The organism is Streptomyces sp. NPDC001889 (assembly GCF_053594535.1).
In genome coordinates this window covers 72,361-93,046 of the sequence record NZ_JBSFER010000006.1, presented here as the reverse complement: position 1 = coordinate 93,046, position 20,686 = coordinate 72,361, and the positions used below count along the sequence as shown (strand labels likewise).

General features: G+C 72.9%; 16 protein-coding genes. 9 read left to right on the top strand and 7 right to left on the bottom strand.

Going from position 1 to position 20,686, the window contains the following annotated elements; genetic code table 11:
• Positions 1 to 61: 61 nt before the first annotated feature.
• On the bottom strand, positions 62 to 1,258 hold the full coding sequence (locus ACWCRA_RS08280) for a TetR/AcrR family transcriptional regulator (protein WP_451067074.1): 1,197 nt from the start codon (positions 1,256 to 1,258) through the stop codon (positions 62 to 64).
• Positions 1,259 to 1,485: 227 nt separating this feature from the next.
• Positions 1,486 to 2,652 carry a thiolase family protein gene (locus tag ACWCRA_RS08275; protein ID WP_351549604.1) on the bottom strand — a complete coding sequence of 389 codons (1,167 nt, stop codon included), beginning with the start codon at positions 2,650 to 2,652 and terminating at the stop codon, positions 1,486 to 1,488.
• 175 nt (positions 2,653 to 2,827) lie between these two features.
• Here ACWCRA_RS08275 and ACWCRA_RS08270 point away from each other — a divergent pair, with 175 nt between their 5' ends.
• The 7 genes from ACWCRA_RS08270 to ACWCRA_RS08240 all read left to right on the top strand — a co-directional run bounded on the left by ACWCRA_RS08270 (position 2,828) and on the right by ACWCRA_RS08240 (position 11,657).
• On the top strand, positions 2,828 to 3,985 hold the full coding sequence (locus tag ACWCRA_RS08270) for an acyl-CoA dehydrogenase family protein (protein WP_351549602.1): 1,158 nt from the start codon (positions 2,828 to 2,830) through the stop codon (positions 3,983 to 3,985).
• Between the two features lie 42 nt (positions 3,986 to 4,027).
• The gene (locus ACWCRA_RS08265) at positions 4,028 to 4,792 is read left to right on the top strand and encodes an SDR family NAD(P)-dependent oxidoreductase (RefSeq protein ID WP_451067073.1); all 765 of its coding nucleotides are present in this window, start codon (positions 4,028 to 4,030) and stop codon (positions 4,790 to 4,792) included.
• 237 nt (positions 4,793 to 5,029) lie between these two features.
• Positions 5,030 to 6,703, top strand: a complete 1,674-nt coding sequence (locus tag ACWCRA_RS08260; RefSeq protein ID WP_451067072.1) for an AMP-binding protein — start codon at positions 5,030 to 5,032, stop codon at positions 6,701 to 6,703.
• A gap of 87 nt (positions 6,704 to 6,790) precedes the next feature.
• On the top strand, positions 6,791 to 7,573 hold the full coding sequence (locus ACWCRA_RS08255; RefSeq protein WP_351549594.1) for an enoyl-CoA hydratase/isomerase family protein: 783 nt from the start codon (positions 6,791 to 6,793) through the stop codon (positions 7,571 to 7,573).
• Between the two features lie 23 nt (positions 7,574 to 7,596).
• On the top strand, positions 7,597 to 8,718 hold the full coding sequence (locus ACWCRA_RS08250; RefSeq protein ID WP_351549591.1) for an acyl-CoA dehydrogenase family protein: 1,122 nt from the start codon (positions 7,597 to 7,599) through the stop codon (positions 8,716 to 8,718).
• Complete coding sequence (locus ACWCRA_RS08245) at positions 8,715 to 9,716, top strand: acyl-CoA dehydrogenase family protein (RefSeq protein WP_351549588.1); 1,002 nt, start codon at positions 8,715 to 8,717, stop codon at positions 9,714 to 9,716. The genes ACWCRA_RS08250 and ACWCRA_RS08245 overlap by 4 nt, the downstream gene beginning before the upstream one ends.
• Before the next feature lie 72 nt (positions 9,717 to 9,788).
• Positions 9,789 to 11,657: an alkyl/aryl-sulfatase gene (locus ACWCRA_RS08240; protein WP_351549586.1), complete on the top strand. Its 1,869-nt coding sequence runs from the start codon at positions 9,789 to 9,791 to the stop codon at positions 11,655 to 11,657.
• A gap of 59 nt (positions 11,658 to 11,716) precedes the next feature.
• On the opposite strand, the gene ACWCRA_RS08235 is transcribed toward ACWCRA_RS08240, so the two are convergent.
• The 5 genes from ACWCRA_RS08235 to ACWCRA_RS08215 all read right to left on the bottom strand — a co-directional run bounded on the left by ACWCRA_RS08235 (position 11,717) and on the right by ACWCRA_RS08215 (position 17,640).
• On the bottom strand, positions 11,717 to 13,420 hold the full coding sequence (locus ACWCRA_RS08235) for a class I adenylate-forming enzyme family protein (RefSeq protein WP_351549583.1): 1,704 nt from the start codon (positions 13,418 to 13,420) through the stop codon (positions 11,717 to 11,719).
• Positions 13,421 to 13,518: 98 nt separating this feature from the next.
• A complete protein-coding gene (locus tag ACWCRA_RS08230) occupies positions 13,519 to 14,283 on the bottom strand; it encodes a crotonase/enoyl-CoA hydratase family protein (protein WP_351549580.1) in 765 nt (254 codons plus the stop codon).
• A gap of 30 nt (positions 14,284 to 14,313) precedes the next feature.
• Positions 14,314 to 15,210: an acyl-CoA thioesterase gene (locus tag ACWCRA_RS08225; RefSeq protein WP_351549577.1), complete on the bottom strand. Its 897-nt coding sequence runs from the start codon at positions 15,208 to 15,210 to the stop codon at positions 14,314 to 14,316.
• A gap of 12 nt (positions 15,211 to 15,222) precedes the next feature.
• Positions 15,223 to 16,389 (bottom strand): thiolase family protein, encoded by a 1,167-nt coding sequence (locus ACWCRA_RS08220; protein WP_451067071.1) that lies wholly within the window; start codon positions 16,387 to 16,389, stop codon positions 15,223 to 15,225.
• A gap of 93 nt (positions 16,390 to 16,482) precedes the next feature.
• A complete protein-coding gene (locus ACWCRA_RS08215; protein ID WP_451067070.1) occupies positions 16,483 to 17,640 on the bottom strand; it encodes an acyl-CoA dehydrogenase family protein in 1,158 nt (385 codons plus the stop codon).
• Between the two features lie 322 nt (positions 17,641 to 17,962).
• Between ACWCRA_RS08215 and ACWCRA_RS08210 the strand changes: the two genes are divergently transcribed.
• Positions 17,963 to 19,420 carry an aldehyde dehydrogenase gene (locus tag ACWCRA_RS08210; protein ID WP_351549569.1) on the top strand — a complete coding sequence of 486 codons (1,458 nt, stop codon included), beginning with the start codon at positions 17,963 to 17,965 and terminating at the stop codon, positions 19,418 to 19,420.
• A 22-nt stretch (positions 19,421 to 19,442) separates the two neighbouring features.
• Complete coding sequence (locus ACWCRA_RS08205; protein ID WP_351549566.1) at positions 19,443 to 20,519, top strand: alcohol dehydrogenase catalytic domain-containing protein; 1,077 nt, start codon at positions 19,443 to 19,445, stop codon at positions 20,517 to 20,519.
• Positions 20,520 to 20,686: the final 167 nt, after the last annotated feature.

The following is a 20,686-nucleotide window of genomic DNA, read 5'->3' as shown; positions in this document are numbered from 1 at the left end:
CGTCCGTGCACAGCGGGTGTTGGCCGGATCGCGTCGTTCCGTGATCCGCCCGTGCGGGGAGCTATCCGGCGGCGGGGTCGTCCTCGGAGAGCAGCAGGGCCGTGCCGATCTCGGCGAGCCGCTCCGTGAGATCCGGCCGTCCGCCCAGCCGTCCCGTGCGGGAGGCGTTGTCGACGAGAGCGAGCACCGCGCCGACAATGATCCTGGCCTCGGGGGCCTCCAGGCCGGGGCGCACCTCCCCGAGCAGCTGGGTCCACAGGGCGAGGTACTCCCGCTGGGTCTGCCGTGCCGCCTTGCGCTCCTTCTCGGGGAGCTGGTCCAGCTCCCCGATCAGCAGCCCGATCAAATGGCTCTGGCTCAGGGCGAAGTCGATGTACGAGCGCAGCAGCCGGTCCAGGGTCTCGCGAGGGGTGCCCGGCCGGGCCAGCGCCCGGGCGGTGCCGGCCCTGCGCTGCTCGCCGCCCCGGACCATCGCGGCGACGAGCAGATCGGTCTTGGTGGGGAAGTGCTTGTAGATGCTGGGGCCGGACGCGCCCGCGGCCTCGCCGATGTCATCGGTGCTGACCGACTGGAAACCCCGTTCGTCGAAGAGCCGGATGGCCTCGATGAGGATCTCCTCGCGGCGCGACACCGCGATCCCCGGGTACGCGCCGGCCGGAGCGTCCTCGCCGGCGGACGGCCGGACGCCGAGGGGGGTGTGGGCGGCGGCCCGCGCGAGCCGGTACAGCAGTTGCTCGAACCGGCGGCGGGGCAGCGAGGTGCGGTGCCAGGAGATGGAGCCGTACACCGACAGGACGGCCCAGGCCAGCAGCGCCCGGTCGGCCTCGGCGGGCTCCGGGCGCGCGGTGTGGATCAGCTCCCCGATCCGGCCGGCGATGCCGCTCAGGGTGTGCCCCAGCTCCTCGCGGTCGCCCTCGGGCAGATGGCGGGCCTCGCGCTGCCACAGCACCGCCGCGCCCCGGCGCTCCACCGCGCCCGTCGCCGAGGCGCGCAGATAGGTGTCGAGGTCGGGCGCCGACTCCACGGACTCCCGGATGGTGCTGATCGTCCGGTCCACCACATGGAGCAGCAGATCGGGCTTGCCGCGGAAGTGCCGGTACAGCGCGGGCGCGGTGATCCCGACGGCGGCGGCCACATCGGCGACCGACACATTGTGGTAGCCGCGTTCGCGGAAGAGCCCGGCCGCCGCGGCGACGATGCGCGCCTTGCGGTCGGGAGGCCTGCGCGCGGTGGTCCGTCGCGGGATCTCCGTTGTCATCTGCTCTTCGCCCCTCGCTCTGAACCACCCGGATCAAAGGTATAGCAGGAGCGTGCGCGGAGTGGTGCCGGAGCGGTGATGATCTCTGATTGACAGGTTAAGGCCAAGTCACTCATACATCCACAGTAGCCCATTTTCCGTCCATCCTTCAGAGTGATTCTGTTAGGAATGGTTCACTTCCGGCCATGTCGCCCGACGGTCGGCCGGATCGGTCGGGCTCCGCGCCGTCAGAGCAGTTCGAGGACAGTGGCGTTCGCCATGCCGCCCGCCTCGCACATCGCCTGGAGGCCGTAACGGATGTTGTTGTCCCGCATGTGGTGGACGAGCGTGGTCATCAGCCGCGCGCCCGAGCCGCCCAGCGGGTGACCGATGGCCATCGCGCCGCCGTTGGGGTTCATCAGCTCCGGGTCGGCGCCCGTCTCCTTCAGCCAGGCCAGGGTGACCGGCGCGAAGGCCTCGTTGATCTCGAACGCGCCGATGTCGCCGAGCCGGAGACCGGACCGTTCGAGCGCCTTGGCCGTCGCGGGGATCGGGCCGAGCGCCATGGTGACCGGGTCGCAGCCGGCCAGGACCGCCGTGTGGACCCGGGCGATCGGGGACCAGCCCCTGGCCCGGGCGATCTCCGGGGTCGTGATCAGCAGGGCGGCGGCGCCGTCGGAGATCTGCGAGGAGTTCCCCGCGCTCACCAGGCCGTCCTCCTTGAAGGGAGTCTTCAGTCCCGCGAGCTTCTCCAGGGTCGAGCCCCGCCGCACGCCCTCGTCGGTGTCGAAGACCCGTGTGCCGCCGTCCTCCCCGGTCACCGTCACGGGGGCGATCTGGCCGGTGAACCTGCCCTCGTCGATGGCCCGGGCGGCCCGGGCGTGCGAGGTGAGGGCGTGCGCGTCGAGGTCGGTACGGGTCAGGCCGTACCGCTCGGCGATCAGCTCGGCGCCCACCCCCTGGTCGAACTCGCCCCCGTCCGGGTAGTAGCGCTCCCGCACCAGCGGCCCGTAGGCGCGCCCCGCCACCTGCCGCGACGCGCCCATCGGCACCCGGCTCATCGACTCGACGCCGCCGGCGACGGCGATGTCGTACTGCCCCGCCGTGACCAGGCCCGCGGCGAAGTGCACGGACTGCTGGGAGGAGCCGCAGGCGCGGGAGACCGAGACCCCCGGCACCGACTCGGGCCAGCCGGCCGCCAGCACGGCGAACCGCCCGACCACCCCGGCCTGCTCGCCCACCTGGGACACGCAGCCCCAGACGACGTCGTCGACGGACGCGGGGTCGAGCCCGGTGCGCTCGGCGAGCGCGGTCAGCACATGGGCGGAGAGGTCCACGGGGTGTACGCCGGACAGGGCGCCGCCGCGCCTGCCGACGGCGGTCCGCACGGCGTCCACGATCACTGCATCACGCATGAGCTGCTCCTGGAGGGGGTGAGGGAACGGTGCCGCGTGGGCGCGACCAGTCGTTAAGTTATTTCAAGCTAACCCACCTGTCCAGACCTCGTTCTCCGCAAAGAATGCCTTGACACCAGCGGAAACGAACGTAAAAGTGAAAACTGACTAACCCAGGTTCAAGGGAGAGGTGGTTATGTCGCGCACAGTCTTCACCGAGGAGCACGAGGCTTTCCGGGAGATGGTCCGGGAGTTTCTCGCGAAAGAGGCGGTGCCCCACCTGCCGGACTGGGTCGCGGCCAGGGCCGTCTCGCGCGACTTCTACCGGCGGCTCGGCGAGCTGGGCGTCCTCGGCGTCGAGGTGCCCGAGGAGTACGGCGGCGGCGCCCAGAGCGGCCACCATTTCGGGGCCGTGTTCGCCGAGGAGGTCGCGCGGGCCGGGGCCACCGTCGGCACCGCGATGACCCACGCCAACATCATCCTGCCGTATCTGCTGCGCTTCGGGACCGAGGAGCAGAAGCGCCGCTGGGTCCCCGGCTGCGCCTCCGGCGAGCTGATGCTCGCCATCGCGATGACCGAGCCCGGCACCGGCTCCGACCTCGCCGGCATCCAGACCTCGGCCCGGCTCTCCGACGACGGCACCCACTACGTCCTCAACGGCGCCAAGACCTTCATCACCGGCGGTACCCAGTGCGATCTGGTGCTGGTGGTCTGCCGCACCGCGCCCGCGCCGGCGGAGAACCGGCGCCGGGGTCTGTCGATCCTGGTCGTCGACGCCACCAGCGAGGGCTTCGCGGTCGGCCGCAGCCTGGAGAAGATCGGACTGCACGCCTCCGACACCGCGGAGCTGTCCTTCACCGATGTGCGCGTGCCGGTGGAGAACCTGCTCGGCGAGGAGGGCGACGCGTTCTCCTGTCTGACCGCCAATCTGCCGCGCGAACGCCTGGTGATCGCTGTCCAGGCGGCAGCCGCCGCCACCGCGGCCATCCGCTTCGCCCGCGACTACACCCGCGAGCGCGAGGTCTTCGGCAAGCCGGTGGCCGCCTTCCAGAACACCAAGTTCGTTCTCGCCGAGTGCGCCACCGAGGTGGAGGCGGCCCGGCTGATGGCGTACGAGGCGCTGGAGCGCGACGCCCGCGGTGAACTCACCGCCGACTACGCCGCCATGGCGAAACTGCTCTGCACCGAGACCGCGAGCCGGGTCATCGACAAGTGCCTCCAGCTGCACGGCGGCTACGGCTACATGCTGGAGTACCCGATCGCCCGGCTCTACGCCGACACCCGCGTCATGCGGATCTACGGCGGCACCAGCGAGGTCATGAAGACCATCATCGCCAAGTCCATCGGCCTCTGACCGGGACCACCGCCACCCCTTCCCGCAGCTGAAGGAGTCATCATGCAGATCAACGGAGTCTCCGCCGTCGTCACCGGCGGTGCGTCGGGCCTCGGCCTCGCCACCGCCCGGCGGCTGGTCGGGCACGGCGCCCGGGTCGTCCTGCTCGACCTGCCCACCTCGGCCGGTGAGCAGGCCGCCGCCGAACTCGGCGAGCGGGCCCACTTCGTCGCCGGCGATGTCCGCAGTGCCGACGACGCCGCCCGTGCCGTGGCCGCAGCCGCCGCGCTCGGGCCGCTGCGCGTCGCGGTCAACTGCGCCGGTCTCGGCCGCGGCGGCCGGACCGTCTCCCGGGACGGCACGCCCTACGCCCTGGAGGACTTCGAGTTCGTCGTCGGGGTCAATCTGACCGGCACCTTCAATGTCCTCCGCCTCGCCGCCGCCGAGATGTCCCGCACCGAGGAGGCCGACGGCGAGCGCGGAGTCATCATCAACACCGCATCCGCCGCCGCGTACGAGGGCCAGATCGGCCAGTGCGCCTACTCCGCCTCCAAGGCCGGCATCGTCGGGATGACCCTGCCGATCGCCCGCGACCTGGCCGCCGCCAGGATTCGGGTCGTCACCATCGCGCCGGGTCTCTTCTCGACCCCGCTCCTCAACCGGCGGCCGCAGGAGGCCCTGGACGCGCTCGGCGCCCAGGTGCCGCACCCCTCCCGGCTGGGCGACCCGTCCGAGTACGCCCATCTCGCCACGGCCATCATCGAGAACCCCATGCTCAACGGCGAGACCATCCGGCTCGACGGCGCCATCCGCATGGCCCCCAAGTAGCCCCGGCTTCCCTGCCCCCGGCTTCCCTGCCCCCCGGCCTCCCGGCCCCTCTTCGGGGACCCCGGCGGGCGGTGCGCGGGGAGCTTCCCGGTCCGCGGGGGCGGACGCCCCCGGGACAGCGCCACCGACGGCCCACAGGGTTGACCGCCCGCGCCGGCTCCGGCCCTACCCGCGCATACCCCCGCCCCGCCCGCACCCCGGCCGGCCTGCCGCCGGCGAGGAGGAAGAGACTCCGCCATGGGCCTGCATCTGCCCGACGCCATCCGCCTGTACGCGGGTGAGCGCGCCCACTGGCCCGCGCTCACCTGCGCGGGCCGCACCATCCGCTACGCCGAGCTGGACTCCCGTACCAACCGGCTGGCCCGCGCGCTCCTCGCCGCCGCGCCGGCCGGCTCCCGGATCGGCTTCCTCACCCGGACCCGCGGCGAGGCGGGCGAGATCCTGATCGCCGCCGCCAAGGCCGGTCTGGTGACCGTGCCCCTCAACTGGCGCCTCGCCGTGCCGGAGCTGACCGGCATCGCGCGGGACGCGGGGCTGCGGGTGCTGATCGCCGACACCGAGTTCCTGGAGGCGGCCGACGCGGTGCGCGCCGTGCTGCCGGATCTGCTGCTCATCGGCACCGGGCTCGGCACCGAGCCCGGCACCGAGCCCGGCACCGAGCCCGGCTTTGGCACCGCAACCCCCACCGGCTCAGGCACCGCAACCGCAACCGGCACCGGCACCGGCACCGCGACCCGCACCGGCACCGGTGGACCCGCCCGTCCGGACACGGCGCCCGGATACGAGGCATGGCTCGCCGCCCACCCCGACGACGACCCGGGCCGGGGCGGCGAAGCCGACGCCGATGAGGTGTTCCTCCAGATCTACACCTCCGGCACCACCGGCCTCCCCAAGGGCGTCCTGCTCACCCACCGCAACTTCCACGCCGACCGGGCGGAGCTGGACGAGTACGTCTGGGAAGCCGGCTCGGTGGCGCTCAACGCCCTGCCGATGTTCCACGTCGGCGGCCTGGGCTGGCTGCGCCTCGCGCTGACCGCCGGCGCCCACACCCTGCTGGTCCCCGAGTTCGCCCCCGGCCCGGTCGCCGAGACCATGGAACGGGAAGGTGTCACCCACGCCTTCCTCGTCCCCTCGGTGCTCCAGATGCTCACCGCGCTCCCCGGCGTCGACACCCGCGACTTCTCCGGACTCCGCCTCATCGCCTACGGCGCCGCCCCCATCACCCCGGTCCTGCTGCGCCGCTCGATGGAGGTCTTCGGCTGCCGCTTCATGGGCAAGTACGGACTGACCGAGACCGGCGGCACGGTCAGCCGGCTGCCCCCGGAGGACCACGCCGCCGACGGGCCCCGCGAGCGGCTGCTCGCCTCCGTCGGAAGGCCCCGCCGGGGGGTCGAGGTCACCATCGTCGACACCCTGACCGGCCTCCCGGTCCCACCCGGGGCCGTCGGGGAGATCCGGGTCCGCTCCCGCCACAACACCCCCGGGTACTGGAACCGCCCCGAGGAGACCGCCGCGCTGTACGACGCGGAGGGCAGGCTGTGCACCGGCGACGGCGGCTATCTCGACGAGGACGGCCTGCTGTTCCTCACCGACCGGGTCAAGGACATGATCGTCAGCGGTGGTGAGAACGTCTATCCCACCGAGGTCGAAGCCGTCCTCGCGGAGCACCCCGCCGTGCTGGAGGTCGCCGTCGTCGGCGTACCGGACGAGGTCTGGGGAGAGGCTGTCGCCGCCGTGGTCGTCCTGCGCGAGGGCGCCGTCCGGCCCACCGAGCGGGAGCTGATCGACTTCACCCGGCCCTCCCTCGCCTCGTACAAGAAGCCCCGCCGGGTGCGCTTCGTCCCCGAACTGCCCCGCAACGCCGCCGGAAAGATCCTCAAGCGCGCCCTGCGGGAGCCCGGTCACCCCTGACCGCACCGGCCACGCCCGCCACCCCGACCACAGTGGCCGCCGCCCTCTGGGAGCGCCGCGACCGATCCGCACACGAGGAGCCGTTCGATGGCCGATCTCGAATACACCGTCCGCGACCAGATCGCGACGATCCTGCTCAACCGGCCCGAGCGCAGGAACGCGTTCACCGTCGACATGGTGCACGCCTGGGCCGACGCCCTGATCGAGGCCCAGCGCGACCCCGCCGTACGGGTCATCGTCGTCACCGGCGCCGGCGGCTCGTTCTGCTCCGGGGTCGACCTCACCGCCTTCAAGGGCGAAGAGCGCACCCCGCTGGAGGAGAAGGAGCTGCTGACCCGCCATGTGCACCGGGTCGCCCTCGCCCTGGAGGACATCGACAAGCCGGTGATCGCCGCCGTGTCGGGCCCCGCGGTGGGGGCCGGAATGGACATGGCGCTCCTGTGCGATCTGCGCTTCGCCGGCCGGAGCGCCCGCTTCTCCGAGGGCTACATCAAGGTCGGCCTGGTCCCCGGTGACGGGGGCTGCTGGCTCCTGCCCCGGGCCGTCGGCACCTCCACCGCGCTGCGCATGCTGTGGACCGGCGACTTCGCCGGCGCCGACGAGGCGCTGCGGATCGGCCTGGTGGACGAGGTCCACGACGACGAGACGCTCCTGGACGCCGTCCACGCGTACGCCGCCCGGCTCGCCGAGCGCCCGCCCGTCGCGATCCGCGCCATCAAGCGCGCCGTCCGCCAGGGCGCCCGCCACGATCTGCGCACCGCCCTCGACCTGATCTCGTCCCATATGGCAGTGATCACCACCACCCAGGACTCACGGGAGGCCTTCGACGCCTTCCAGGAGAAGCGGCCCGGCGTCTTCACCGGCCGCTGACCCCTCCGCCCGAAAGGCCACCCATGGACCACCCCCCGGAGACGGACTCCTGCGAGCGGCTGCGCGACCAGGTCCGCACGCTGACCTCCGCATGGCGGGACGCCGGACGCCACACCCCCCGCAGCGACTCCTGGCTGCGCTCCTTCGACCTGGACTTCAGCAGGGAACTCGCCGCCCGCGGGCTGATCGCCATGACCTACCCGAAGGAGTTCGGCGGGGCGGGCCGCACCCATGTGGAGCGGCTCGCCGTCACCGAGGAACTGCTGCGGGCCGGTGCCCCGGTCGCCGCGCACTGGATCGGCGACCGGCAGATCGGACCCGCGGTCCTGCGGTACGGCACCCGCGCCCTCCAGGAGGAGATCGTGCCCCGGATCGCCCGCGCGGAAGCGGTCTTCTGCCTCGGCATGAGCGAGCCGGAAGCCGGCTCCGACCTGGCGTCCGTCCGGACCTCGGCGACCCGGACCGAGGGCGGCTGGCTGGTCACCGGACACAAGATCTGGACCACCCAGGCCCACCGCGCCACCCACGCCTACCTCCTCGCCCGCACCGAGCGGACCGAGCGCAAGCACGACGGGCTCACCGAGTTCATCGTCGACATGGACAGCGAGGGCATCACGGTCACCCCGATCGTGGACCTCGCCGGGGAGCACCACTTCAACGAGGTGCGCTTCGAGAACGTCCATGTCCCCGGCCACCGGGTGCTCGGCGAGGCCGGCAACGGCTGGCGGCAGGTCGTGGAGCAGCTCTCCTTCGAACGCGGCGGCGCCGAGCGGGCCCTGTCCAGCTATCCGGTGCTGGTCGAACTGATCGCCGAGACCGCCCGGCAGGCCGACGACCGCGAGCTGCACGCCCTGCTCGGCACCCTGGTGGCACGGCTCGCCGTGCTCCGCCGGCTCTGCTACGACGTGGCCGCCGCCATGGACGCGGGCCGGGCCCCCGTCCAGCAGGCAGCGGCGCTCAAGTACCTCGGCAACGCCTTCGAGCACGAGGTGATCGAGGCGCTCCGCCGCACCGGCCTGTGCCGCGAACCCTCCTTCGACGGGACCTTCGGCCAGGCACTGCTGGCCTCCCCGGCCTTCAGCCTGCGCGGCGGCTCGGCCGAGGTGCTGCTCTCCCTCATCGCCCGACAGGAGGCCCGTTCATGAGCCAGTTCGCCGACGAGCTGCGGACCCTGGTGGACGATCTCGTCCAGCGCCACGGCCCCGGCGACCAGCCGGAGCTGTGGGCGAGCCTGTGCGGTCTCGGGCTGCCCCGGGTCGGCGTCGCCGAGGAGCGGGGCGGCTCCGGCGGCTCCCTCGACGACCTGCTCGTCGTCGTCGAGTCGGTGGCCCGGCACGGTATCGGCGTCCCGATCGTCGAGGCGTCGACCGCCGACTGGATTCTGAGCCACGCCCCGGAGCACGCCCTGGGCGACGAGAGCGAGCCGGCCACGGTCCTGCTGACCGAGGACCCGCCCGCGAGGGTCTCCGGCACCGTCACGGCGGAGCTGTCCGCCGTCCCCTGGGCCCGCGACGCCGCCCGGCTGGTGCTCTGCGCCCCGGGCGCCGACCCCCTCGCCGTCGATCTGCGCCACGGCTCGGTCACCGTCCGCCCGGGGGCGAACGTCGCCGGTGAGCCCCGCGACACCGTGGTGCTCACCCACACCCCCGCGCACACCGTCACCGGCGCGCCCTCCCACGACCTGATCAGGGAACGGCTCGCGCTGCTCTGGTCGGCGGCCGTGCTCGGCGCCGCCCACGGCGCCCACCGGCTCACCCGCGCGTACGTCTGCGAGCGGCGGCAGTTCGGCGCGCCCCTGCTCGCCATCCCGGCCGTCTCCGCCAACCTGGCCCGGATGCGGGTGCGTCTGGTCCAGGCCGAGGCGGCCCTCGCCCTGGCCCGCGAGGCAGAACCGCTCAGCGGCGCCGTCGAGATCGCGCGCGTCACCACGGCCGCGGCGGCCACCGAGATCGCCGCGACCGCCCATCAGCTCCACGGCGCCATCGGCATCACCGAGGAGTACCCCCTGCACCGCCTCACCCGCCGGCTGTGGTCCTGGCGGGACGCGGTGGCGAGCGAGCGCGAGTGGGCCGAGAGCCTCGGGCGCCGGGCCGCGTCGGCCGGGGAGGCCGGGGTCTGGACCCGTATCACCGCCACCGGCTGACAGCAGACGCGCCGGCCCGCGGACCCCCCGCCGCCGGTGCCCCCCGAGGAGAACGTGAGGAGAAGAGGAACGATGACCACCAGCCCCGAACTCGACTGGGACGACACCACCGACCAGGAGGACGTCACCCGCGGCCTGATCGAGAAGCTCACCCCCTGTGTCATCCGCAACGACGCGGGCCGGGTCGTCTGGGACAACGACCGCTGGGACTTCCTGAACACCCAGGAGTGCCCCGACTCGGTCCACCCCAGCCTGTGGCGGCAGAGCCGCCTCAACACCGCCCAGGGTCTCTTCGAGGTCGTGCCCGGGATCTACCAGGTCCGCGGCCTGGACGTCTCCAATATGACGATCATCGAGGGCGGGACCGGTGTGATCGTCGTCGACCCGCTGATGTCCCGGGAGGTGGCCGCCGCGGGCATGGAGCTGTACCGCCGCAACCGCGGCGACCGGCCCGTCCACGCCGTGATCTACACCCACAGCCACGGCGACCACTTCGGCGGCGTCCTCGGTGTCACCACCACCGACGCGGTGACGAGCGGCGCCTGCGCGATCGTCGCCCCCGAGGAGTTCATGCGGCACGCGGTCAGCGAGAACATCTTCGCCGGACCGGCCATGCTCCGCCGCGCCGTCTACATGTACGGCCGCTCCCTGCCGCTCGGCCCCGAGGGCCAGGTGGGCTTCGGCCTCGGACAGGCGCTGTCCACCGGCACCGTGGGCCTGATCCCGCCGACCGTGGACATCACCGCCACCGGCCAGGAGCTGGTCATCGACGGGGTGCGCCTGGTCTTCCAGCTCACCCCGGACACCGAGGCCCCCGCCGAACTGAACTTCCATCTGCCCGACCACCGGGTCCTGCTCATCGCCGAGAACGTCAACCACAGCCTGCACAACGTCCTCACCCTGCGCGGCGCCCAGGTCCGCGACGCGCACGCCTGGGCCGCGTACATCACCGAGTCCATCCAGCTCTTCCACGGCGCCGAGGTCCTCATCGGCTCCCACAACTGGCCCACCTGGGGCCGCGACCGGGTGCTGCGGATGCTCACCCAGCAGCGCGACGCCTACGCGTACATCCACGACCAGACCGTCCGGCTGATGAACCGGGGGCTGACCGGTCCGGAGATAGCCGAGGAGATCCAGTCCTTCCCGGGTGAGCTGGGCCGGGCCTGGAACACACGCGGCTACTACGGCTCCCTCAGCCACAACATCAAGGCCGTCTACCAGCGGTACATGGGCTGGTACGACGGCAACCCGGCGCATCTGTGGCAGCACCCGCCCGTCGAGCAGGCCAAGCGGTACGTCGCGGCCATCGGCGGCGCCGACGCCACCGTGGCCTCGGCGCGCGAGGCCGTCGGCGCCGGGGATCTGCGCTGGGCCGCCGAACTCCTCAACCACGTCCTGTTCGCCGAGCCCGGACACACCGGCGCCCGGGAACTCCAGATCGCGGTGTACGAGAGCCTCGGCCGGGCCCAGGAGAACGGCACCTGGCGCAACATCTATCTCACCGGCGCCAAGGAGCTGCGCGAGGCCGGCGAGACCGTGAGCAGGTCCGGGGCGCCCGGCGCGGAGAGCGTCGAGATGCTGGCGGGACTGGCCACCGGGTCCGTCTTCGAGTCGATGGCCGTACGGCTGGACGGCCCGCGCGCGGCGGCGCACCGGCTGCTGCTGCGCTGGGAGTTCACCGACACCCGGGAGGTCTGGACGCTGCTGGTCGGCAACGGGGTGCTCACCCCGATGCGGGGCGAGGCGCCGGGCGGGGAGCGCCCGCAGGCGACCCTCACCCTGGAGCGCGCCACCCTCAACCGGGTGCTGGCCCAGCGCACGACCTTCGCCGAGGCGATCGGCTCCGGCGCGATCGCCCTGGCCGGTGACGCCACGGTCCTCGCCACCTTCCACGGCCTGCTGGAGAAGCCCACCCGCAACTTCCCCATCGTCCTGCCGTAGCACGCGCGGAAGCCGGGCCCGCGCACCGCGCGGGCCCGGCTTCCGCGTCTCCTCCCCGGTCAGTCGCCGGCGGCGCGCCTCCGCAGCTCCGTCTTGAGGATCTTCCCGGTGGCCGACAGCGGCAGCGCGTCGACGAACACCACGTCCCGCACCCGCTGGTACGGGGCGACCCGCGCCCTGACGTACGCCATCAGCTCCCGCGCCAGGGCGGAGGGGTCCTCGGCGCGTGCCCCGGGCCGTACCGACACGAACGCCACCGGGATCTCCCCGGCCTCGCCGTCCCGCCGGCCCACCACGGACGCCTGGGCGACCGCCGGGTGCTCCCGGAGCAGATTCTCCAGCGGGCCGGGATAGACGTTGTACCCCTTGTAGATGAGCATGTCCTTCGCCCTGCCGACCAGGGAGAGCCAGCCCCGCGCGTCGAGCGTCCCGAGGTCGCCGGTGCGCAGCCAGCCGTCCACGAACTGCGCCGCGGACAGTTCCGGGGCGCCGTGGTAGCCGTCGGTGACCTGCGGCCCCCGGACCCACACCTCGCCCTGCTCACCGGGGGCCAGCGCGGTGGTGCCCCCGGGTTCCCTGATCTCGATCTCGGTGTCGAACAGCACCAGTCCCGTGCTCCCCGGCGGGACCTCGACCGAGCTGTCCAGCGGACTGATCGCCACCCCCATGGTGGCCTCGGTCAGCCCGTAGCCGTCACTGATCACCGCACGGGGGAAGATCTCCGCCAGCTCCGCGACCACCGCGGGGTTGATGGGCGCCGAACCGCTGCTGACCACCCGCACACACGACAGATCGCGCTCCCGGACCCCCGGCACGGCCAGCAGCGCGTGGCACAGCGAGGGGGAGCCGGTGACCGCGTGCACCCGCAGCCGCTCGACGGTGTCGAGATAGCGGGCGGCGTCGAAACGGCCGAACACCACGACGGTGATCCCGGCGGCGAGGAAGACGCTCTGGCTGACCATGCCCATGCCGTGGAAGAGCGGGGCGATGGCGATACCGGTGGCGTCGCCCAGCGGGATGTGGTGCGCGGTCGTCGCCCCCGGCACCGCGCGCAGGGTGATCCTCCCCTCCCCGTCCGCGTGCGGAACGGCGGCGCTGCGCCAGCACGCCGTCTGGAGCACATTCACCACGAGGTTGCGGTGCAGGACCCGGACGGCCTTGGGCACTCCCGTGGTGCCGCCGGTGAAGGCGAGATGCGCGACGGCGCCCGGCTCCACCGCCGTCGCGGGCGCCGCGTCGGCCCGCAGCAGGTCCTCCAGCGGGAACGGGGCCACCGGGAACCCGGCCGTGGGCACGGTCCCGTCGGGACCCGGGGCCGCCTCCGTCACCGGGGCGAGCACCACGAGACGGACCCGGGAGCCGTCGAGGGCGCCGGCGAGCGGCGCGGCGACCGAGGGGTGGGTGACGACCGCGACCGCGCCGGAGTCGTCCAGTTGCTGCCGGAGCGCGGCCGGCGGCTGGGTCGGGTTGAGCGGGACGACGGCGCCGCCCGCGAGCAGCACACCGTAGTAGGAGACGGTGAACCAGATCGAGTTGGGCAGATGCAGCCCGACGGCCTCGCCCGGGGCCAGACCCCGTTCGCGCAGCCCCTGGGCGACGCTCAGCGCCCGCTCGTACAGCTCCGCGAAGGTCAGCCTCACCTCGCCGTCGATCAGCGCGGTGCGGCCGGCGTAGGCGTGGGCCGAACCCGCGAGCAGATCCGCGACCGTGCCGTCGGGGTAGTCGAGGGTGCGGGGAAGCCCTCGGGGCCAGGTGGTGGTCATGGCGGAACTCCTTTGTTCAGTCATGCCCGGGCGCTGCCTCGGGACGGGGGCCGGTGCTCACACCGGAGCCGGGGAGCCCGGCGGGGAGTGCGGGGGTGTCACTGTCCGCTCCAGCGGGGGGAGCGCTTCTCGGCGAACGCCAGCGCGCCCTCCCGGGCGTCCGCCGACGCGAAGACCGGCGCGCAGGCGTCGCGGTTGCGCGACCACACCTCGTCCGCCGGCCAGTCGGCGGACTCCGCCACGATCCGCTTGCTGGCCCGCACCGCGATCGGGCCGTTCGCGGCGATCTCCCGGGCCAGGGCCAGGGCACCGTCCAGCGCCCCGCCCCGCGCGGTCAGCTCGTTGACCATGCCCAGCTCGTACGCCCGCCGCGCCGGCAGGAAGGCACCGGTCAGGGCGTACTGCATCGCCACGGTGTACGGAATCCGCCGGGGGAGGCGCACCAGCCCGCCGCCGGCCGCTATCAGCCCGCGCCGGGTCTCCGGCAGTCCGAACTGCGCGGTGTCGGCCGCCACGATCAGATCGCAGGCCAGGGCCAGTTCGGTGCCCCCGCCGAGCGCGTACCCCTCGACGGCGGCGATCAGGGGCTTGGCGGGCGGGGTCTCCGTGATGCCGCAGAAGCCGCGCCCGGGGATGCCGGAGCGCTCCCCGGCGGCCAGGGCCTTGAGGTCGGCGCCCGCGCAGAAAGTGCCACCGGCGCCGGTGATCACCCCCACGACGAGATCGTCGCGGGCGTCCAGCTCGTCGACGGCCTCGGCGACGGCGTCCGCCACCGCCCGGTTGACGGCGTTGCGGGCCTCGGGGCGGTTGATCGTCACCACGGCGACGCCGTCCGCGAACGAGGTGAGCACGAGATCGGACATGTCGGTCCTTCCGGGGGATGAGGGGGTCGTTCAGCCGCGGCGGGCCCGCGCGGGCCGCACCACGGTCTCCTGCACCACATGGGCGATCAGCCTGCCGTCCCGGCTCCACACATCGGCGAAGGCGAGGCCGCGCCCGTCCACCGAGGTGGGGCTGCGCTGGGCGAACAGCATCCACTCGTCGGCGCGGAACGGCCGGTGGTACCAGACGGCGTGGTCCAGGGAGGTGAGAAAGACCGACGGGGGCGCGCCGCGCAGCATCCGCGGGCGCTCCGTCGACAGCACGGCGACCGGCGCGAGAAAGAGATCGGAGGCGTAGGCCAGGGCGCAGGCGTGCAGCATCGGGTCGTCGGGCAGCGGCCCCGCCGAGCGTATCCACAGCCGCTGCTCGGTCAGGCCCTCGGTGTTCGGTTCGGCGGGTCCGGGGACCAGCCGCATCTCCAGCGCCCGGATGAACTCGGCCTGCGCGTAGTCCTCGGGGTTGATCCGCTTCCAGATCTCGTACATGTCGGGAAGGGTGTCCGGGTCGGCCGTCGCAGGCATCGGCGGCTGCCGGTCCCCGGTGTGTTCGAGCCGTTTGAAGGAGGTGGAGAGGGTGAAGACGATCTCTCCGCCCTGGAGGACGGTGACCCGGCGGGAGAGGTACGAGGACCCGTCCCGCACCCGCTCCACCGAGTAGACCAGGGGGCGCGCGGTGTCGCCCGCGCGCAGGAAGTAGCCGTGCAGCGAGTGCACCGCTCTCCCCTCGGGCACGGTCCGGGCCGCCGCGGTGAGCGCCTGGGCCGCGACCTGTCCGCCGAAGGCCCGCAGCGGGATGCCGGCATGGCACCAGCCCCGGAACAGATCGTGGTCCAGCTGTTCCAGGCCGAGGAGTCCGACGAGGTTCGCGACCGCGTCCGGCTCCGTCCGCCGCTCGGGTGTCACGGGCATCGCGGGCCGTCCTCAGAGGAGTTCGAGGATGGTGGCGTTGGCCATGCCGCCGCCCTCGCACATGGACTGGAGGCCGTAGCGGATGCCGCTGTCGCGCATGTGGTGGACCAGGGTGGTCATGATGCGCGCGCCCGAGCCGCCGATCGGGTGGCCGATGGCCATCGCCCCGCCGAGCGGGTTGAGCCGCCGGTGGTCGGCGCCCGTCTCCTTGAGCCACGCCAGGGTGACCGAGGCGAAGGCCTCGTTGATCTCGTAGACGCCGATGTCGTCGAGGGAGAGCCCCGAGCGCTTCAGCGCCTTGGCGGTGGCGGGGATGGGGCCCTTGAGCATGGTGACGGGATCGGTCCCCGCCACGACGGCGGTGTGGACGCGGGCCAGCGGTGTCCAGCCCCGGGCGCGGGCGAACGCGCTGGTGGTCACCAGCAGGGCGCCCGCCCCGTCGGAGACCTGGGAGGCGTTGCCCGCGGTGATGGCGCCGTCCTCGCGGAAGGCCGGTTTGAGGGCGGCGAGCGTCTGGAGGGTGGAGCCGCGCCGGACGCCCTCGTCGGTGTCGAAGACCCGGGTGGTGCCGTCCTCGCCGGTGACGGTGACGGGGGCGATCTGGTCCTTGAAGCGTCCCTCGTCGATGGCGCGCGCGGCGCGGGCGTGGGAGTCCAGGCCGTGCTGGTCCATCTCGGCGCGGGTGATCCCGTACTCGTCGGCGATCAGCTGGGCGCCCGTGCCCTGGTGGAAGCGGACACCGTCGTAGCGGTCCCAGACATCGGGGCCGAAGGGTTCGCCGAAGCGGCCATCGAGCCGGGTGGTGCCCAGCGGGATGGCGCTCATGACCTCGACGCCGCCGGCCACGGCCACGTCGTACTGCCCGGAGATCACACCGGCCGCGGCCTGGTGCACGGCCTGCTGGGACGAGCCGCACTGGCGGTCGACGGTCACCCCGGGGACGGACTCCGGCCAGCCGGCGGCCAGTACCGCGGCCCGGCCGACGCATCCCGCCTGCATCCCGACGCCGGCGGCGCACCCCCAGATCACATCGTCGACGAGCGCGGGGTCCAGGCCGGTGCGTCCGGCCAGGGCGGTCAGGACACGGGCGGAGAGCGAGGCGGCGTGCGTCCGGGAGAGGGAGCCGCCCCGTCTGCCGACAGCGGTGCGTACGGCGTCGACGATCACTGCGTCGCGCATGGGGTCCTCCGTAAGTTGTTGGGCGGGCGGTGTGCGGGGCGGTTCGGATGGCGCGTGCGCACGGCGGCGTTCACCGCGCCGGGCGGGGCGGGGTCAGAGCCCGAGGTCCTTGGCGATGATGGTCTTCATGACCTCGCTGGTGCCGGCGTAGATGCGGTTGACGCGGGTGTCGGCCCAGAGCCGGGCGATCGGGTACTCCAGCATGTAGCCGTAGCCGCCGTGCAGCTGGAGGCACTTGTCGATGACCCGGCCGGCGACCTCGGTGCAGAAGAGCTTGGCCCTGGCCGCGTCCGCCGGGGTCAGCTCGCCCGTCGCGTGGGCGGCCAGCGCCCGGTCCACCAGGGCCTGGGCGGCGACGACCTCGGCGGAGCACTCGGCGAGGACGAACCTGGTGTTCTGGAAGGCCGCGACCGGCTTGCCGAAGACCTCGCGGTCGCGCACGTACTCCGTGGCGAAGCCGATCGCGCCGGCGGCGTTGGCGGTCGCGCCGACGGCCGCGCCGAGCCGCTCCACGACCAGGTTGTGGGTGAGATACGCGAAGGCCGCGCCCTCCTCGCCGAGGAGGTTCGCCACCGGCACCCGGACATCGGTGAAGGACAGTTCGGCGGTGTCCTGGGCACGCAGCCCGATCTTGTCGAGGGTCCGTCCGACGGCGAACCCCTCGGACGCGGTCTCCACGCACAGGATCGTCAGACCCGCGCGGCGGTCGGCGGGGTCGTGGGCCGAGGTCCGGCAGACGACCAGGACGAGATCGGCCTGCGCACCGCCGGTGATGAAGGTCTTGGCGCCGTTGAGGACGTAGTGGGTGCCGTCGTCGGAGAGTCTCGCCGAGGTCCGGATGCCGGCGAGGTCGGAGCCCGCGCCCGGCTCGGTCATCGCGATGGCGGTCATCGTCTCGCCGGAGAGGAAGCCGGGCAGCCAGCGCCGCTTCTGCTCCTCGCTGCCGAACTCCAGCAGATAGGGGAGGACGAGACAGGTGTGCACCGTCTCCGCGCCGAACCCGACGCCCGCCCGGCCGCACTCCTCGCGGATCACGGCCTGGTGGGTGAAGTCGGTGACACCCGCGCCGCCGTACTCCTCGGGCACCTGGACGGCGAAGACGCCGAGCGCCCCGAGTCCGCGGTAGAGGTCCCGGGGAACCCGGCCCTCCCGCTCCCACCGCGCGTAGTGCGGGACGACCTCCTGGGCGATGAACGCGCGGATGGTCGCCCGGAACGCCTCGTGGTCCTCGGTGAACATGCTGCGGCGCACGGTCACACCTCCTTGCTCACAGGTCCGGCGCGCTCCGCCGGACAAGCATTAAGTTAATTTCCATTAACCCAGCTGTCCAGGGCCGGGAGTAGGGAAATTCCTGGCGGTAGTGGTTTTGGCGAGGTGGCGAGTGAGGTCATGTTTCCCTGGTAATCACTGCTCAAGAACCTGGACACCGGCGTTAGCGTCAATTAACTTCATGGCTGTGCGCAGTCGGCTCCCGAACACGCCGCCCCCACGCGCCCGCCGTCTCGCCGCCCCCACGCGCTCGTCGTCCCACCCCCGCACACCGCACCGTCGCAACGAAGCGAGGACCGCTCACATGGCCGACATCGTGGAACACCGGACACTCTTCATCGGAGGCAGGTGGACGGACCCGGCGGGCCGGGACACCATCGAGGTGATCTCCCCCGTGACCGAGCAGGTCGTCGGCCGGGTCCCGCACGCCGCCCCGGCCGATGTGGACCGGGCCGTGGCCGCCGCCCGCGAGGCCTTCGACCACGGCCCCTGGCCCCGGATGACCCTCGCCGAGCGCATCGAGGCCGTGACCCGCGTCAAGGACGGCCTCCTCGCCCGCCACCGGGAACTCGCCGAGCTGGTCACCCTCCAGAACGGCTGCCCCATCACGGTCTCCGTGCGGGCCCAGGCGCTGAGCGCCGTCGCGGCCTTCGGCGCCGCACTGAACGTCGCCGCCGGTCTCACGGCCGAGGAGGAGCGCCCCGGACTGACCGGACCGCTCCTGGTGCGCCACGAGCCCGTCGGCGTGGTCGCCGCCGTCACCCCCTGGAACGTGCCGCAGCTCACCATCGCGGGCAAGCTCGCCCCCGCGCTGCTCGCCGGCTGCGCCGTCGTCCTCAAGCCGTCCCCGGAGACCCCGCTGGACGCCTATCTGCTCGCCGAGGTCTGCGAGGCCGCGGGGCTGCCGGACGGGGTGCTCAGCGTCCTCCCCGCCGACCGGGAGACCGGCGCGTACCTGGTCGCGCACCCGGACATCGACAAGGTCGCCTTCACCGGCTCGGTCGCCGCCGGCAAGAAGATCATGGCCGCCGCCGCCGAGAACCTCACCCGGGTCACCCTGGAGCTGGGCGGCAAGTCCGCCGCGATCATCCTCGACGACGCCGACCTCGACGCCGCCCTGCCCCACCTCGTCATGGGCGCCTTCGCCAACAGCGGCCAGGCCTGCGTCGCCCTGACCCGCATCCTCGCCCCGGCGAGCCGCTACGACGAGATCGCGGCCCGGCTCACCGCCGCCGTCGCCGCGCTGAAGGTCGGCGACCCCTCGGACCCGGCCACCATGATCGGCCCCATGGCCACCGAGAAGCAGCGGCGGCGCAATCTCGACTACATCCGCATCGGCCGGGAGGAGGGAGCCACGGTCCTCACCGGCGGCGGCGTCCCCGACACCCTCCCCACCGGCTGGTATGTCGAGCCGACGCTCTTCGGCGATGTCACCAACGACATGCGGATCGCCCGCGAGGAGATCTTCGGGCCCGTGATCTGTCTCCTGCGCTACGAGACCGAGGCGGACGCGGTCCGGATCGCCAACGACTCCGCGTACGGCCTCGCGGGCACCGTCTGGGCGGGCACCGACGAGCGCGGCACCGGGATCGCCCGGCAGATCCGCACCGGTACGTACTCCGTGAACTGCCAGCGCTTCGATGTCGCCGGCCCCTTCGGCGGCTACAAGGACTCCGGCATCGGCCGCGAGTTCGGCCCCGAGGGATTCGCGGCCTACCAGGAGACCAAGACCATCCATCTGCCCGCCCCCGCCCAGGTCTGACCGCACCCACGAGGAGAGCACCATGCACGCAGCAGTACTCCGCCGGACCGGCGACGCCACCCTGGACGTCACGGATGCCGAGTCCGTGTCCTTCGGGCCCGGCCGGGTCCGGGTGAAGATGCACAAGGCCGGCCTCTGCCACTCCGACCTCTCCGCCATGAACGGGGTGCTCGCGCACCCCGCGCCCTTCATCCCCGGCCACGAGGGCGCGGGAGAGGTGGTCGACGTCGGCGAGGGCGTCACCCACGTCAAGCCCGGTGACCGGGTCATCGTCTGCTGGATGCCGCCCTGCGACGCCTGTCCCTCGTGCGCGGCGGGCGACGGCCACCTCTGCCGCAGCGGCTACCGGAATCTCGCCAACCCCAACTTCAGCAGCGGCGGAACGGTGCTCCCCGGCATGCTCGGCGCCGGCACCTTCGCCGAGGAGACCGTGATCGCGGCCTATGCCGCCATCCCGATCCCGGACGACGTGCCCTACGACATCGCGGCCCTGGTCGGCTGCGGTGTCACCACCGGCATCGGCGCCGCGCTCAACACCGCCCGGGTCCGGCCCGGCTCCTCCGTGGTCGTCATCGGGCTCGGCGGCGTCGGCATCAGCATCCTCCAGGGCGCCAGGGTCGCGGGCGCGGCCCGGATCATCGCCGTCGACCCGACCGCGAGCCGCCGCGAGGCGGCCCTGCGGTTCGGCGCTTCCGAGGCCATCGCCCCGGAGGAACTGGCGGAGGTCACCCGCAGGGACACCGGGGGCTTCGGCTTCGACTACGCCTTCGAGGCGGTCGGCAAGGCCGCCACCCTGCGCGCCGCGTACGACGCCACCCGCCTCGGCGGCACCGTCTGTCTGGTCGGCGCGGGCTCCCGCACCGATCTGACCGATCTGAGCATGGCGGAACTGGTCCTCAACGAGAAGCGGGTCCTGCCGTCCTTCTACGGCGGCGACGACATCCGCCGCACCTACGCGAAGATCTTCGACCTCTGGCGCGCGGGCCGCATCGACCTCGCGTCGATGATCACGCATCACGTACCGCTCACCGGCATCAACGAGGCGATCCGCCAGATGCACACCGGCGAGGCCCTGCGCACCATCATCGACATCGCCTGAGCCGCCGAGGCCACGGCGCCGGGGACTGTAACGGAATCCGCTCCCGCCTCGCGCGCGGAAGTGACGGCCGTCACCCGCACCCTGCCGCCGTGGCCTCCTCTGTTGACCCCTTGTCACAACAACTGTGCTTTCGGTAAGCCCATTTCCGGCCGAGGGCGGACATCTCG